The sequence below is a fragment of the Camelimonas sp. FR25 genome (genome assembly GCF_059740505.1).
This window is the reverse complement of the sequence record NZ_JCAWFG010000021.1, coordinates 60,878-75,240: the sequence shown is the minus strand read 5'-3', so window position 1 is coordinate 75,240 and position 14,363 is coordinate 60,878. Positions and strand designations below refer to the sequence as shown.

The following is a 14,363-nucleotide window of genomic DNA, read 5'->3' as shown; positions in this document are numbered from 1 at the left end:
GCGAGCCTTACAGCGCGTTGGTCGAATACAGGTAAAGCGCATCGCTGACAGTGATGGCGTCATTGCTGCGGGCGCCCGTAGCCGGATCGACGTTGACGTCCATCTTCAGCACGCCGCCGGACACGTTCATGGCGCCGGTGACCGCCAGGGTGGAGATGGTGTTGACCCCGCCAACATCAAGCACGCCGCCGTTCCAGACGTCGAACCAGCTCCCGACGTTCTGTGAGCCAAGCTTCATGACGCCGGAGCCGGAGCGTGAGACATAACGGCCGCTTTGATCCACGCGAAAACTGTTCTGCTCGGACGTATTGGCCGGCTTGTCGGTAAGGATGACGTCACCGGTCACGAGGCCATAGACGGACACGTGCTCCACACCACCCGAAAACGCCCGCATGGCGACATTGGACAGGGCGCTGATGCTGGCCATGCCGCCAACGGTCACCACGTTGGGATTGTTTGTATCCTTGCTGCCGCCGTCAATACGCAGGCCGGCGCCATTGCCGGACCCACCAACTAAAGAGCCGCCAACCAGATCAATGGTGATCAGCCCACCCGTGGACGCCGGATCAATGGCGCCATTGGTCATCTGCTTGCCGCTCTGGGCAAGGATGGCGTTGGAGTACTGACCCGTGGCGGAGATGTTCCCGATGAAGGAAACATAGACAGATCCGCCGACGCCGGTTGCGCTGGTGCGCGCCTGAGCGTTGGCCTGCGTCGGATCAGCATTATAGAAGTTGTCGACATTCCCCCAGGCGCCGCCGCCGCCGCCGCCGCCGATGGACTGCGCGTAAATGCCGTTGGAGCCCCAGCCATAGGTTGTGATGTTGGTGGTGCTGATGTTGCTCGTGACGGTCACTGCCCCACCATTGCCGGCTGAGGCGTCATTGCTGATCATGTCAGTGGAGTTAGGCGTGCGCCCGAGATAGCCGCCGCCGCCGCCGATCGATTGCGCCAAAACACCGTGCGCGCCGTAGCTATGGGTGACGATCGAGGGCTGGGAACCTTGCAGGTAGACGCTCACGGCCCCGCCGTCATTGCCGGTTCCATTGTGGCCGGAGAATTTCACGTCCCAGCCATGGCTGAGATCGACCTTGCCAGTCTGGGTGAACAGGCCGCCGCCGCCGCCAATCGACTGGGCCAGCACGCCAATGCCCGCCTCGCCGCGCGTGACGATGGAGCCCGCATGGTTCACCGAGACCGCGCCGCCCGCGCCGCCGTTGCCGCCTGAGCCGCCAATGCGCACGGTGAACTCGGCCATCTCAAGTAGCTTGTCCTTGGACTTGTCCTTCAGGTCATCATAGTTCGGCGACTTGAAAGCCTTGGCGCCCGCGGCGCTCATCACGGTCCCGATCTTGTCCAGCTGGTCGAGCTTGAACTCGATCAGCTGCTGGGCGCGTTCGTCCGGGTCGTCTGTGGAGCCCATGTTCATGGTGACGGCGCCGCCGCCGCCACCGATGCTCTGGGCGAGAATGGCGTGTGATTCCGGGCCCAGGACAGTGATAGCCCCACTATTCTGGATGTTTACCGAACCGCCGACGCCGCCCGTGCCGCCCGAACCGCCCACCTTGAAATTGGCCGCAATGTGCCGGGTTTCGGGGCTGATGGCGCCGCCGCCAACGCCGCCGCCGCCGCCAACCGACTGGCCAAACAGGCCGTAAGCCGCGCCGCCACCGGTGTTGATCGCCCCAGTGTTGGCGATCAACACCGCGCCGCCCGCCAGGGCGCTCGGGTCGTTTGGATTGGCCGCGCCGCCATTGCCGCCCACCATCACGTTCAGATTGATGGTGTTGCCGTCCTTGTTTGACGAACTGGCGAGACCGCCGGCGCCGCCGCCACCGCCGATTGACTGGGCGAACACGCCGTGGGAGCCAATGCCAAAGGTGGTCAGCGCGGCATTGGTGACGACCGTGACGTCGCCGCCCCCGCCGCCCTTGCCGCCCGTGCCGCCCACGCCGACGGTGAGCGACATGCTGCGCTGTTCTTCCTCGGCTTCAGACTCGACAACATTGCCGTCCTCGTCGATCAGACCGGCCTTCTGAAACATACTGGCGGCCCAGTTGTGGTTCTCCGCGAGGCCGTAGAGCCTGGTCAGCAGCTCCTTGCGGAATTCCGTCTCGAACGCGTTGAGAATGTCGGTGTCATCGATGAGGCGCTTCAGGCCAGCCAGCGTCTTGTAGTCGTCGTCGTAGCCATTGTACTGGACCCAGGCCTCGAACTTGTCGACGCCAAGGGCGCGCCGCGCCTGCGACACGAAGGTGGCGGCGTCATCCGCATCGCCACCCTTGTCCGAGGTCATGCTGCCGCCAGTGCCGCCGCCGCCGCCGATCGACTGGGCGAAGACGCCGTGCGAGTGGGCGCTCCATGTCTGGATGCTGGACGCATCCGCCATGTCGATCTCCACCGCAGCGCCCTTGCCGCCGGCGCCGCCCTTGCCGCCGACCGTGGACTGGACGGCGATAATGCCGCCAACCTTTGAATCGGCCAGCAGGGTGCTGACCGTGTCGCCAAACAGAAGGCCAGTGCCGGCGGACGAATCGGCGTTACCGCCGCTGCCGCCGCCGCCGCCGCCGCCGCCGCCATTGCCGCCCAGGGCAAGGTTCATGGCGATGCCAATGCCATTGAGCTTGAAGATGTCCGCCGCCGCCGAGGCGTTGCCGCCCGAGCCGCCGCCGCCGCCGCCGCCGATGGCCTGGCCGTAAACGCCGTGAGCGCCTGCGCCATAGGTGGAGATGGCGCCGCTACTGTGGGAGAGATTCACGGCGCCTGCGTGGCCTGCGCCGCCGCCGGAGGCGCCGACTGACACCGAACTGCCGACAGCATATTGCGATGCAGACAACACATAGCCCGAGGCGCCGCCGCCAATGCTCTGGCCAAGGATACCATGCGAGCTGACGCCGTAAGTGGTGATTGGGGCGACGTTCTGCACCTGCACCGTGTTGCCCGACGCGCCTGAGCCGCCGGCGCCGCCGATGGAGACGCTCGCCGCAGCCGATGGCACATCGCCGCCGCCGAAGGCTGCTGCGACGGCCGAGGCCGAGCCGCCATGGCCGCCGCCGCCGCCAATCGACTGGGCATAGATGCCCGCAGAATTATGCCCCTCCGTCAGCAGGGTCGCGGCGTTATTGACATAGACGGGGCCAGTGTCGCCGCCCGCGCCCCCGGAGCCGCCGATGGCGATCGACACCGATATGAAAGCCCCGGCGCTATAGGACTGGGCGACGCCGCCATGGCCGCCGCCGCCGCCAATCGACTGGGCGACGATGGCCGCGGATGAATCGCCGCGCGTGGTGATGGCGCCGCTGGCGCTGACATCGACCGTCCCGCCTGCGCCGCCCTCGCCGCCATTGCCGCCGAGGCCAACAGCCACGAAGATGTCGCCATGCACCGTGTCGCCGCCATTGCCGCCGAGGCCGCCAAGGCTCTGCGCCACCAGCGCGGCCGCGTCGGAACCGCGTGTCTCGATGGAGCCACTATTGGTCACCGTCACCGTGCCGGCGCCGCCCCCCACCGAACCATCGTCGCCATGGCCCCATGCGCCGCTGTCGCCGCCGCTGGCTGCTGTCTGGCCGGCCAATGGATTGTAGTAGCCCGCGACAATGCCGCCGCCCACCGACTGGGCGAGCACGCCATAGGCCTCGTCGCCGAGGGTGAGAATGGAGGCGTTGGCGCCGTTGGTGAAGCTCACGGCGCCGCCGCGCCCATTGTCGCCCGCGTAAGAGCCGCTGCCGAAGGTGGACTTGACGCTGCCCGACGCCCCGAGGCCGCCAACGGAGTAAAGCGCCACACCATAGCTGCTGTCGCCAGTGGTGACGATAGAGCCATAATTGGAGGCGGTGACAGATCCGGCATTGCCGCCCGCGCCGCCATTATGAGCAGACGAGCCGTCGTATTGCTGCTGTGACCCCTCGCCGCCAAGGCTCTGCGCCACGAGGCCAATGCTGTCAGCGCCCGCAGTGTTGATTGTGCCTGAATTGATGGCGGAGACAGCGCCGCCGTCGCCGCCCATGGAAGGCCATTTGTCATTGTCGCCCTTCCAGTTGCCGCCGCCCGAGGCGCCGACCGATTCCACCACGAGGCCGACGGCGTTGGCCCCGTTGGTGCTGACGCCGAATCCCTGGGCCAGGGTCGCGCTGGCTGCGCCGCCGCTGGGCCGCTGGCTGGTCAGATAAGAGGCGCGACTGCTGTTGGAGCCGCCCCAGCCACTGAGCAGCCCCACGGAAGACACCCAGGCTCCGGCGTATCTGTCGCCGGTCGTCGCGACATTGGCCTGCAGGTTCAGGGTCGCTGTCTGGCCGCTACCGCCTGGACCACGATTATTCGAGTCGTCGCCGCCGGCGCCGCCCTGGGACAGCACGAAGATCATCGGCAGCACGTCGACGCTGGTGAAGCGCTGGTTGCTGTCGGCCGTGCTCCGGGCGTTGCCCTTGGAATCGTGGATCACCCAGGCCGGAAGCGCCGCGCCAGAGCTACGCTGCCCTGAGAGGTCACCGGTTTGCGTCAGGCTGACATGGCCGCCCCAGCCGCCATTGTGGCCGTTCTCGGCGTGGCCGCCCGCCGACCAGACGCCGACGCCGCGATCATTGACGATGTTGAGGTTGCTGTAGCTGTTGCCGGTCACCTTGATGTCGCTGCCGGCGGCCTCCTACGATGCGCCGGTCCACGATGTCGCCAGCGAGGCAAAGCGACTGGCGTCCTCTGCCTCGCTGGCGTCGTCATCTGAATTGCGCCTGCCACCACCGTAGCCTGCATGAGCCCAAGCGCCAGCGCCCGACCGCTCGCGCCAGACAACAACAACTGCGCACGTGCGCTGCAATTCCGATGGGATGACTTCAACGTCATGGGTGCTTCCTTAACCTCAGGTCAAGGCCGGACCGGACGCCGTGGCGCGAGGACATGGCGGGATCAGGCAACCTGCTCCGCCGAATTTACAAGTAATGAAAATGCGCGACAATGCAGAGACAAATAACGCAAGATTAAACAGCTACATGGCGAATGCATCATAAAATTACACGCATTCTATATGGACACATCACGGAAATGTTATAAGATATTGATCAGATGCCAGAATTTATAAGCAATTACCCCACAGTTAACTGGCGACGGCGGGCCACATGCGCCTGCGACAGACACGCAGCGCCGACAGATATGAGACAGGATGGCGAAAGCCAGGGCAGGCGTGCCAGCCGCGTTCAAGGCCGTAGGTAAATTATCTACCGCGGCAGAAATTTTCGCTGTCCAGATTGAGTATCGTGGGCCTGGCGCCAAAGACGCCGCGTCGCAGGCTTCAAAGCAATCATCTGATGAGGGGATCGCCACGCTCGTCCGGCGCGCGGAGCAACCGTTGGCCGTTCAACCGCCCAGGATTGGCGGCGCCACTTAAGCGCCATCAGATCAGCGGCAACACGCCTGTCCCCTGACCGCCGCCTTGCCCCGCGCGGGCGCCTTGCTGTGCTCGGGCGCCTTGCGCCGCCACGAGCGATCCATCGGGCAATTTGCGTTGCAGGGCGCGGGCTTCGGACCAGGGGGCGTGCAGCCAGGCCTCGATCTCGTCGGCCCTGGTGAGGATGACCGGCATGGCCTTGGGGTGGACGGCGGCGACTTCGGCGTTGGGGTCGCAGGTAAGGAAGGCGAACAGGTCGGCCCGCTCCCGCCCCGTGCGGATTTTGCGGACGCCCTCCCAGCCGCGCAAATGGACGCCGGCGAAAAAGGCCAGGGGCGCAGGGTCGTCGCCGGCGAGGCGGAACCAGATGGGGCTATATTTGCCCGCCGCATCGCGACCTGGCTCGCTGAAGGCGGTGAACGGGACGAGGCAACGGTGCTCTGGAGTCAACCATGGCTGCCAGTGGCGCGAGGCGGTGTTGCGCACATTGGTGACGCCCGGGTCAGGTTCCACCGCCAGCAGCGCCTCAAAGTCCACCTTCTTGCCCTGATGGGCCAGGCGGTCGGCCCGGCGCGTCGCCGCCTCATAGATCGCCCGGCGCGATGTCGGCATGCCCCAGCGCGCCAGCGTAAGCACACGCTCGCCGTTCTCGTGGCGCACCACCGGCGCAGGATAGTCGGGATAGAAGTCCGAAGGCGGCAAATTGCCCGCCGTCGAGCGCAAGGCCCGCGACAGGTCGAGGATCGCCTGCGGCCCCTTCGTCTGGCTGTACAGATTGCACATGCGGCCCCTTCCCCTTGTGATGACCCTGGCATCCCGCGCGCTCGCCAACGCTGGCCGTACCCGTCCCGCTGCGCCGCCCTGCGCCAATCTGGGCCGCGCGGGCCGGCGAGGCGCGCCGGGTTGCGCCGGGCTTTGTGGGGCAGGCAAAACACGCATCCGGGCCAGCTCCCCGCCCCGCCTGTCGATAATGGCCCGATGACAACACGCCGGCAAAGCCCGCTCTTCGTCGTGGTCTGCGCTGCGCGCCAGCGCGCCCGGCGCCGTCTGCCCTCCGCCGGGCGCAGGGAGACCGCAAAGGTTCAGAAGGCGGGGCCATGGCTGACAGCGCAACCTCGCCGCTTTGCCAGGACGCGACCGGGGGTCGCCAGATGCAATTTTTGCTGCGGCGTCAAAGTCAAAAGCGTCGCCTACGGGATCGATTTGCGCCGCCGCGCGTTTGTCGGAGCAGTGATGAAGCGCCGAGACCAGGCGCTTCACGGCCCGTCGCATGGCGAAGCTGGCGCCATGGCGCCTGCCCATGACGCAGCGCCAGGGTGTCATGGTGAGCTGCTTTGAACACTCGCCGTTTGGCGGCGGAAGGGGGACGGATGACGAGAGCAGCATCAGGCGGACGCGGCGCCCTGCGCATGGTCGGCATCTTCACGCTCGGTTTCGCTCTGGCGGCCCTGGCCATGGGCGGTGGTCAGGGCGGTGGGCAGCAACTGTCGGCGCGCGAGGAGGCGGAGCGCAAGGAGGCCGGGACCAATTCAGCGGCGGGCAAGGACGCTGCGGCGCCGACCGGGATCGAGGCGCGCGGCTGGCGGGAGATCGTTGTGCGCACCTTTGGTGAGATCAGCCGCGATCGCGTGCTGGCGGTGGCGGCTGGCGTAACCTTCTACGGCCTGCTGGCGATCTTTCCGGCCATCGCCGCTTTCGTGTCGCTGTATGGCCTTGTGGCGCAGCCTGACACGGTCATGGAGCACCTCGGCTTTCTGGCGACGATCCTGCCCGCTGGGGCGTATGAGCTGGTGCGTGATCACGTCTTGCGCCTCAGCGCCACCGGCTCGGGACAATTGGGACTATCGCTGGCCATCAGCCTCGCCCTGTCGATCTGGAGCGCCAACGCCGGCATGAAGGCGATCTTTGATGCGCTCAATGTCGCTTATGGTGAGGATGAGAAGCGGGGCTTCATTCACCTCAATCTGCTGTCGCTGGGCTTCACCGCTGGGGTATTGCTGTTCGCGGCGCTCGCCGTCACCGTCATCGTCGCCGCGCCGGTGGCGCTGGAGCGGCTGTATCTGGGGCGCTTTGTCGAACCGCTGATCTGGATCGGCCGCTGGCCGGCCATCGTCATCGTGCTGGTCGCCGCGCTCACCCTGCTCTACCGCTTCGGCCCCAGCCGCTCCCAGGCCAAGTGGCGCTGGGTCAGCCCAGGCGCCCTGGTCGCTGCCATGGTGTGGATCGTCGCCTCAATGGCCTTCTCCTGGTATGTGGCCAATTTTGAGGATTACGACAAAACCTATGGCGCGCTGGGCGCGGTGATCGCCTTGACCATGTGGATGTGGCTGTCGGCCATTATTATCCTGGTGGGGGCGGAGCTGAACGCCGAAACCGAGCGCCAGACCTATGTCGACACCACGACCGGAGCGCCAATGCCGATGGGCCTGCGCGGAGCCGACGCGGCTGACCGCAAACACTGACGGCGAACGATTGCGGCAAACGCTGGCGGCGCACACTCGCGGCGAACACTGGCGCTGATCAAGGCAGAGCGCGCAGGTTGCCAATACGCCCGCGACAGGCGTATGGCGCATGGTCCACTGCGCTGGATGCATGAAAGACGCCGTGGCGCCGCGCCCCAGCCCGGACCGGCAGCTGTCGCCTGGCGATAAATCGGGCCAATACGACGCAAAGACCCGCCTTGCATGGCCGCTCAAGCTGGCGTCGCCGCCGCGCAATGCTTATAGTTGTTCAAAGGTCACAGACAGGCGCACACACGTGCGGATGTGGCGGCCTGGCCGTTATGTTAGCGCCATTGCGCCAGCCGACGCCCAGAATTACCAGTGATCCGGCCGTGGCCGGGACGCTGGCGCCGCCGCCCCCGGGCGATGCGTCGGCCACATTGCAGGGTCACGCGCCGGCGCCACACCCCTGGCGCGGCGCCAGGAAACCGAGAGAGACGACATCCCGATGCCCGCGTATCGCTCAAGAACCACCACTCACGGTCGCAACATGGCGGGAGCCCGCGGCCTCTGGCGCGCCACTGGCGTGAAGGATGGCGACTTTGGCAAACCGATCATCGCCGTCGTCAACTCCTTCACCCAATTCGTGCCTGGCCACGTCCACCTGAAGGACCTTGGCCAGCTGGTGGCGCGTGAGATCGAGGCCGCCGGCGGCATCGCCAAGGAATTCAACACCATCGCCGTCGATGACGGCATCGCCATGGGCCACGACGGCATGCTGTATTCGCTGCCGTCGCGCGAGATCATCGCCGACAGCGTCGAATATATGGTCAACGCCCATTGCGCTGACGCGATGGTCTGTATCTCCAATTGCGACAAGATCACCCCCGGCATGCTCAACGCCGCCATGCGGCTCAACATCCCGTCGGTGTTCGTTTCCGGCGGCCCGATGGAAGCCGGCAAGGTGGTGATGCACGGCAAGACCGTGGCGCTCGACCTCGTTGACGCCATGGTCGCCGCCGCCGACGAGAACATCTCGGATGAGGACGTCAAGGTCATCGAGCGCTCGGCCTGCCCGACCTGCGGCTCGTGCTCCGGCATGTTCACCGCCAATTCGATGAACTGCCTGACCGAGGCGCTTGGTCTGTCGCTGCCGGGCAATGGCTCGACGCTGGCCACCCACGCCGACCGCAAGCGGCTGTTCATTGAGGCCGGTCATCTCATCGTCGATCTGGCGCGGCGCTATTACGAGCAGAACGACGACAGTGTGCTGCCGCGCAATGTCGCCAACAAGAAGGCGTTTGAGAACGCCATGTCGCTCGACATCGCCATGGGCGGCTCGACCAATACGGTGCTGCACATTCTGGCGGCGGCCTATGAAGGCGGCGTCGATTTCACCATGGATGACATCGACGCGCTGTCGCGCCGCGTGCCGTGCCTGTCAAAGGTCGCGCCGGCCAAGCAGGACGTGCACATGGAAGACGTGCACCGCGCCGGCGGCATCATGGCCATCCTTGGCCAATTGGAGGCTGGCGGGCTGTTGCACACCGACACGCCCACCGTGCATGCGCCGACGCTGGGCGACGCGATCAACCGTTGGGCCATCGACCGCACCGAAAGCGACAGCGTGCGCGACTTCTTCAAGGCGGCGCCGGGCGGCGTGCCGACCCAGACGGCGTTCAGCCAGTCGTCGCGCTGGGATGAACTGGATCTCGACCGCGAGAACGGCGTCATCCGCTCGGTGGAGCATCCGTTCTCCAAGGACGGCGGCCTTGCGGTGCTGAAGGGCAATATCGCCCTCGACGGTTGCATCGTGAAGACGGCGGGCGTCGATGAATCGATCCTGACATTCACCGGCACGGCTGTGGTCTATGAAAGCCAGGACGATGCGGTGGCTGGCATTCTGGGTAAAAAGGTCAAGAAGGGCGACGTGGTGGTGATCCGCTACGAAGGTCCGAAGGGCGGCCCGGGCATGCAGGAAATGCTGTATCCGACCAGCTATCTGAAGTCGCGGGGCCTCGGCAAGGATTGCGCGCTGATCACCGATGGCCGCTTCTCGGGCGGCACCTCGGGGCTGTCGATCGGTCACGCCTCGCCGGAAGCGGCGCAGGGCGGCGCCATCGGTCTGGTGCGTGATGGCGACATTATCGAGATCGACATCCCCAACCGCACCATCAATCTGAAAATCTCCGCTGAAGAGATGGCGGCGCGCCGGGCCGAGCAGGACCGCCTGGGCTGGAAGCCGGCGCAGCCGCGCAAGCGTAACGTCACCACGGCGCTGAAGGCCTATGCAGCCTTCGCCTCCTCCGCTGATCTGGGCGCCGTGCGCATTCTGCCGGAGTGAGCTGGCCCGGTTGGGAGCTGCGCCCTTGCGCGGCTCTTCAGCCGCCGCAGCGACTGCGATTTTAGCCAGACATTAAAAAGCCCCGGACCATCGCTGGTCCGGGGTTTTTCGTTGCTGGCGCCGGGCGGCCCTGCGCGCTGCGCGCGGCGCCATAGGCGCGGCGGGCGCGGCATGCGCCGGCAAGGCTCAGGCGCCCTGGGCCAGCACCGCCATCAGATTGAGTGCGAAGGTCGCTGCCTGGGCGGCGGCGGCGGCGGACGCGGCGCCGGCGGCGGCGCGGTTGAACCGCCCCTGTTGCTCCAGCGCCTGACGGTGCTGTTCGAGATTGCGTTCAATATCGCGCATGTCACGGCTGGCCAGGGCGCCGCCATCGACCTGCTGGATCAGATAGGGCGCGATGTCTGGCACCTTGATGGCGGCTGACCGCATCCACAGCACGCCGGCGGCCAGCGCGGCGATGATCGATCCAATGTGGAAGGCCACGTAGAGATAACCGGAAATGTCGCCGTGCATGCGCCCCGCCCGCCAATATGTCTGGCGACAGCACTACAGGAGCAGCGCCATAACAGGCAACAGCAAGCGACGGGCACGGCGTATTTGCAGACCAGGGCGATGGAGTCCCGCCACTCGCTGGCACGTCAACTTCGTCGCGGCATGATGCTAGCGCCGCAGATCCGACAGGCTGACGGCGCGCTGGTTGTGCTGGGCCTGGCGCTCGAACCAGATGCTGATGGCGCTGATATAGCTGACGCCCGCAACCGCCATGACCAGAAACACCGACATCAACACCACCAGCTCAATGATTTCCCGTCGCCGCATCGCGTCCTCCCCGCGTCACCCAGATTACGCAAGGTCAATGAGCGATAAACACATCCATTCGGCGTAGAATCGTGAACGTGACTGGACGCTGCTTTGGCAAATTGGCGGATGTCGGACACAACTGCTGCGTCGTCTCAGAACCCGGTGAGCATGAGAGATCGGGTTCTGGTGAAGCCGGTGCGGCGCCTGAGCATGCAAGGGTGCGGATGCGTCAGCATCGTCGCATCCTGGCATCAACCGGACGTCGGACCCGCCGGACGCGGGGAATGCTCAAGGGCGATATCTGATGCTGGCGCTGCGACGCACAGTGGCGGCAGCGGGTGGGCAATCGGTGACTGACGGCGTGAGGCGCTCGGCTGCAAGCCCGCGGCTGTGCCTGAGCTTGCGGTCAGGCCTTAATCGCGTTTGCGTCCGCCATCAGGGCGCAGGGCGCGCGCCCCGGACAGGAGGCGCTGGGCGCTGCCTGGCGCGGGCATCAACGGAACGGAATGTCGTCCGGGAAAGTCGTCAGAGCCAGGGCCAATCGCCGCGGAAATACGCCCATCGCGGAACAGGGATAGCGTTTTGTTGCGCGCGGACGTCCGCGTTGGCGTGGATTGGCGCGCATCTATACTGAAAAAATTAGCCAATAAACACAATTGCGGGTACGCCAAACGCCAGTATGACGACAATCAAAATAAGAAATTGCCTGAATTCACCCGTTTCCATTCCTAAAGCCTCATTCAAGAGCGGCGTCTCCGGTAAGGAACGGGCCAGGCCTTTTGGTTCCACAGCATGGCGATGTATTTTGCAGGGGCGATGCCTGGGCGTGCAGGCGCCAAGGCGCCAAGGCGCGGTCGCCTGCAGCCTCGTGTGGATAGATTGCATTGTTGAACTGGCCCCGGCGCAGACCCGCCCGCCGCGGCATGTGCCCATGCAGATCTGCAAAGATGTGCATGCAAATTGGCACAAATGTGGAAATCTGCTGACGAATGACCGCAAGTCATTGGCGAAAGTCGGCTTTTTGGCGCAATAGCACTGATCAAGCTGCCGCATCCACGTGTTCTGCAACACATTTTGGTTCAATTTCGCAACGTAAACAGTGGGGCGTTCGTCCGCCGCAGCGCGGACCGCTGTCATCACCGCCCCCTCCCCGGCGCGGAACAAGAGGAATACCCATGTCGCATCGCAGCATTCTGGCCATCTCCGCCGTCGCCCTTTCGCTCGCCCTTGGTCAGGCGCACGCCGCAGACAGCGCCGCGCCGAAGACCGAGGCCGCAGCCCCGGTGAAGGCTCCGGCCGGCGTCTATGTGATGGACCCCACCCATGCGTCGCTGAGCTTCTCCTTCCTGCACAACCGCATTTCGCACTACACCGCCCGCTTCAACGCCTTCTCGGGCGAGGTGACGCTTGATCCGGCCAACCCGGCCAAATCCTCGGTGAAAATCGAGATCAAGACCGATTCCGTCGACGCCAATTATCCGGCGGATTACAAGGCGACCCACGCGAAAACCGGCTTCGCCAGCTGGAGCGAGGACATCGCGAAGAACAAGAATTACCTGAACGCAGGCCAGTTCCCGACCGCCAGCTTCACCTCGACCAAGGTTGAGCCGACCGGCCCGCGCAGCGCCAAGGTGACCGGCGACCTCACCCTGCTCGGCGTCACCAAGCCGGTGACCCTCGACGCCACCTTCGTCGGCGAACTCGAGAAGCACCCCTTCATGCAGCGCCCGGCCATCGGCTTCTCGGCCACCGGCTCGTTCAAGCGCAGCGACTTCGGCATGCCGGTAGGCTTCGTCGGCGACGAGGTCAGCGTGCGCTTCGACGGCGAGTTCATCCGCAAGGCTGACGCCAAGTAAGCCGTGGCGAAGTAAGCCACAGCGCCCTTGATGACCTGGCCGCAGGCCCGCATGCGTTGCGGGCCTGCGGCGCCCTACGGCGCCCGTGCGCCGGATCTGGAAGTACCCGATGCCCTCCCGCCCCGCCCGCTACACCACCGTCGCCATCGCCCTGCACTGGGCCATCGCCCTGTGCATCATCGCCCTTATCGCCATGGGGCTATGGATGACGGACGCCATCGCCGATCCGCAAACGCAGGCGTTGGCCTATCGGGTGTTCCAGCTGCACAAGTCGCTGGGCTTTCTGGTGCTGGCCCTGACCGTCGTGCGTATCATCTGGCGCCTCACCCATCCGGTTCCGGCGTTGCCGACCGGCATGCGGTGGTGGGAAAAATTTGCGGCGGGCGCCACCCATGCGGCGTTCTACGGCCTGATGCTGGCTTTGCCGCTCACTGGTTGGCTCTATGTTTCGGCTGGCTGGGCCGTAGCCACTGACCGCGCCCTCGCCGTGCCCACCAGCTGGTTCGGCCTGTTCACCATCCCGGCTCTGCCCTTCGTCGCCGATGCGGCGGCGGCCACGCGGCGAATGCTCGCGTTTCAGAGCATGGGCGCCCATGCGGCGCTGGCCTGGGGCGCCGTGGCGCTGATCGTGCTGCATGTGGGCGCTGCGCTGAAGCACCAGTTCGTCAACCGCGATGGCGTGCTGGCGCAGATGCTGCCGGGCCTCGCCCATGGCGAAGCGCCGCGGGCCGCCCCGCCCAGTCGCGCCCTCCACATGCTCGAGCGCGTAACGGGCGCCGGCGCCATCCTTGCGCTGGCCGTCGCCGCCGCCATCGCCGCGCAGCCCGCGCCACAGGCTGCCTCGAGCGCGGCGCCCAGCGTCACGCCACAGGCCGGGCTGGCGCAGGCGCCGGCTGCGACGCCGCCCGCCGCAGCCGCCGGCAATGACGCCGCCAATGGCGTCGAACGCGCCGCAGCCCAGGCCTGGCAGATCGAGCGGCCAGCCTCGCGCATCAGCTTTGCCGGCGAGCACTCGGGCGCGCCCTTCGAGGGCCAGTTTGAACGCTGGAGCGGCGAGGTGTGGTTTGACCCTCAGAACCTCGCTGGCTCCCGCGCCGACATCCGCATCGACACCGCCTCCGCCCGCACCGGCGACGCTACCCAGGAAGGCGCGCTGGAGGGTGAGGAATGGCTAAATCCGAAGGCTTTCCCCACCGCCCGCTTTGTCGCCAGCGATTTCCGGGCGCTTGGCGGCGATCGCTTCGAGGCGATTGGCGCCCTTGAGCTCAAAGGCCTGCGCCTGCCGGTGACCCTGCCGTTCAGCTTTAGCGAGAGCGACGGCGTCGCCCACGTCACTGGCGATGTGCAACTCAACCGCACAGAGCTCGACGTCGGCATGCAATCGGACGCCGACGGCGCCTGGGTGTCGAAAGGCATCAACGTGCGCATCGCGGTGACGGCGCGCCGCAAGTAAGGCGGCGACGGGTGGTGGTCAGCGCCGCGCCGGCAGCGGCGTAAGGTTTCACCATGTGCAGCGCAGACGTCTTTGCGCTGCTTGATTG

The 14,363-nt window shown here is 65.9% G+C and carries 9 protein-coding genes; 4 read left to right on the top strand and 5 right to left on the bottom strand.

Annotated elements, in window-relative coordinates:
- Window positions 1-7 precede the first annotated feature (7 nt).
- Both AC6A67_RS02970 and AC6A67_RS02965 read right to left on the bottom strand, forming a co-directional pair.
- Complete coding sequence (locus AC6A67_RS02970; protein ID WP_498035068.1) at window positions 8-4,618, bottom strand: beta strand repeat-containing protein; 4,611 nt, start codon at window positions 4,616-4,618, stop codon at window positions 8-10.
- Between the two features lie 768 nt (window positions 4,619-5,386).
- Complete coding sequence (locus AC6A67_RS02965) at window positions 5,387-6,163, bottom strand: SOS response-associated peptidase (RefSeq protein ID WP_498035067.1); 777 nt, start codon at window positions 6,161-6,163, stop codon at window positions 5,387-5,389.
- Between the two features lie 587 nt (window positions 6,164-6,750).
- Between AC6A67_RS02965 and AC6A67_RS02960 the strand changes: the two genes are divergently transcribed.
- On the top strand, window positions 6,751-7,842 hold the full coding sequence (locus tag AC6A67_RS02960; protein ID WP_498035066.1) for a YihY/virulence factor BrkB family protein: 1,092 nt from the start codon (window positions 6,751-6,753) through the stop codon (window positions 7,840-7,842).
- A gap of 487 nt (window positions 7,843-8,329) precedes the next feature.
- Complete coding sequence (gene ilvD, locus AC6A67_RS02955; RefSeq protein ID WP_498035065.1) at window positions 8,330-10,165, top strand: dihydroxy-acid dehydratase; 1,836 nt, start codon at window positions 8,330-8,332, stop codon at window positions 10,163-10,165.
- A 186-nt stretch (window positions 10,166-10,351) separates the two neighbouring features.
- Here ilvD and AC6A67_RS02950 read toward each other — a convergent pair whose 3' ends face one another.
- From AC6A67_RS02950 to AC6A67_RS02940, 3 genes are all read right to left on the bottom strand, one after another.
- Entirely contained in the window at window positions 10,352-10,678 is a 327-nt protein-coding gene (locus tag AC6A67_RS02950; protein WP_498035064.1) for a hypothetical protein, read from the bottom strand.
- Window positions 10,679-10,825: 147 nt separating this feature from the next.
- Window positions 10,826-10,984 (bottom strand): hypothetical protein, encoded by a 159-nt coding sequence (locus tag AC6A67_RS02945; RefSeq protein WP_498035063.1) that lies wholly within the window; start codon window positions 10,982-10,984, stop codon window positions 10,826-10,828.
- A 621-nt stretch (window positions 10,985-11,605) separates the two neighbouring features.
- Window positions 11,606-12,103, bottom strand: coding sequence for a hypothetical protein (locus AC6A67_RS02940; protein WP_498035062.1), 498 nt, complete (start codon window positions 12,101-12,103; stop codon window positions 11,606-11,608).
- 38 nt (window positions 12,104-12,141) lie between these two features.
- Here AC6A67_RS02940 and AC6A67_RS02935 point away from each other — a divergent pair, with 38 nt between their 5' ends.
- Both AC6A67_RS02935 and AC6A67_RS02930 read left to right on the top strand, forming a co-directional pair.
- Window positions 12,142-12,822 (top strand): YceI family protein, encoded by a 681-nt coding sequence (locus AC6A67_RS02935; protein ID WP_498035061.1) that lies wholly within the window; start codon window positions 12,142-12,144, stop codon window positions 12,820-12,822.
- 109 nt (window positions 12,823-12,931) lie between these two features.
- Window positions 12,932-14,275, top strand: coding sequence for a cytochrome b/b6 domain-containing protein (locus tag AC6A67_RS02930; protein ID WP_498035060.1), 1,344 nt, complete (start codon window positions 12,932-12,934; stop codon window positions 14,273-14,275).
- The last annotated feature ends 88 nt before the right edge of the window (window positions 14,276-14,363 follow it).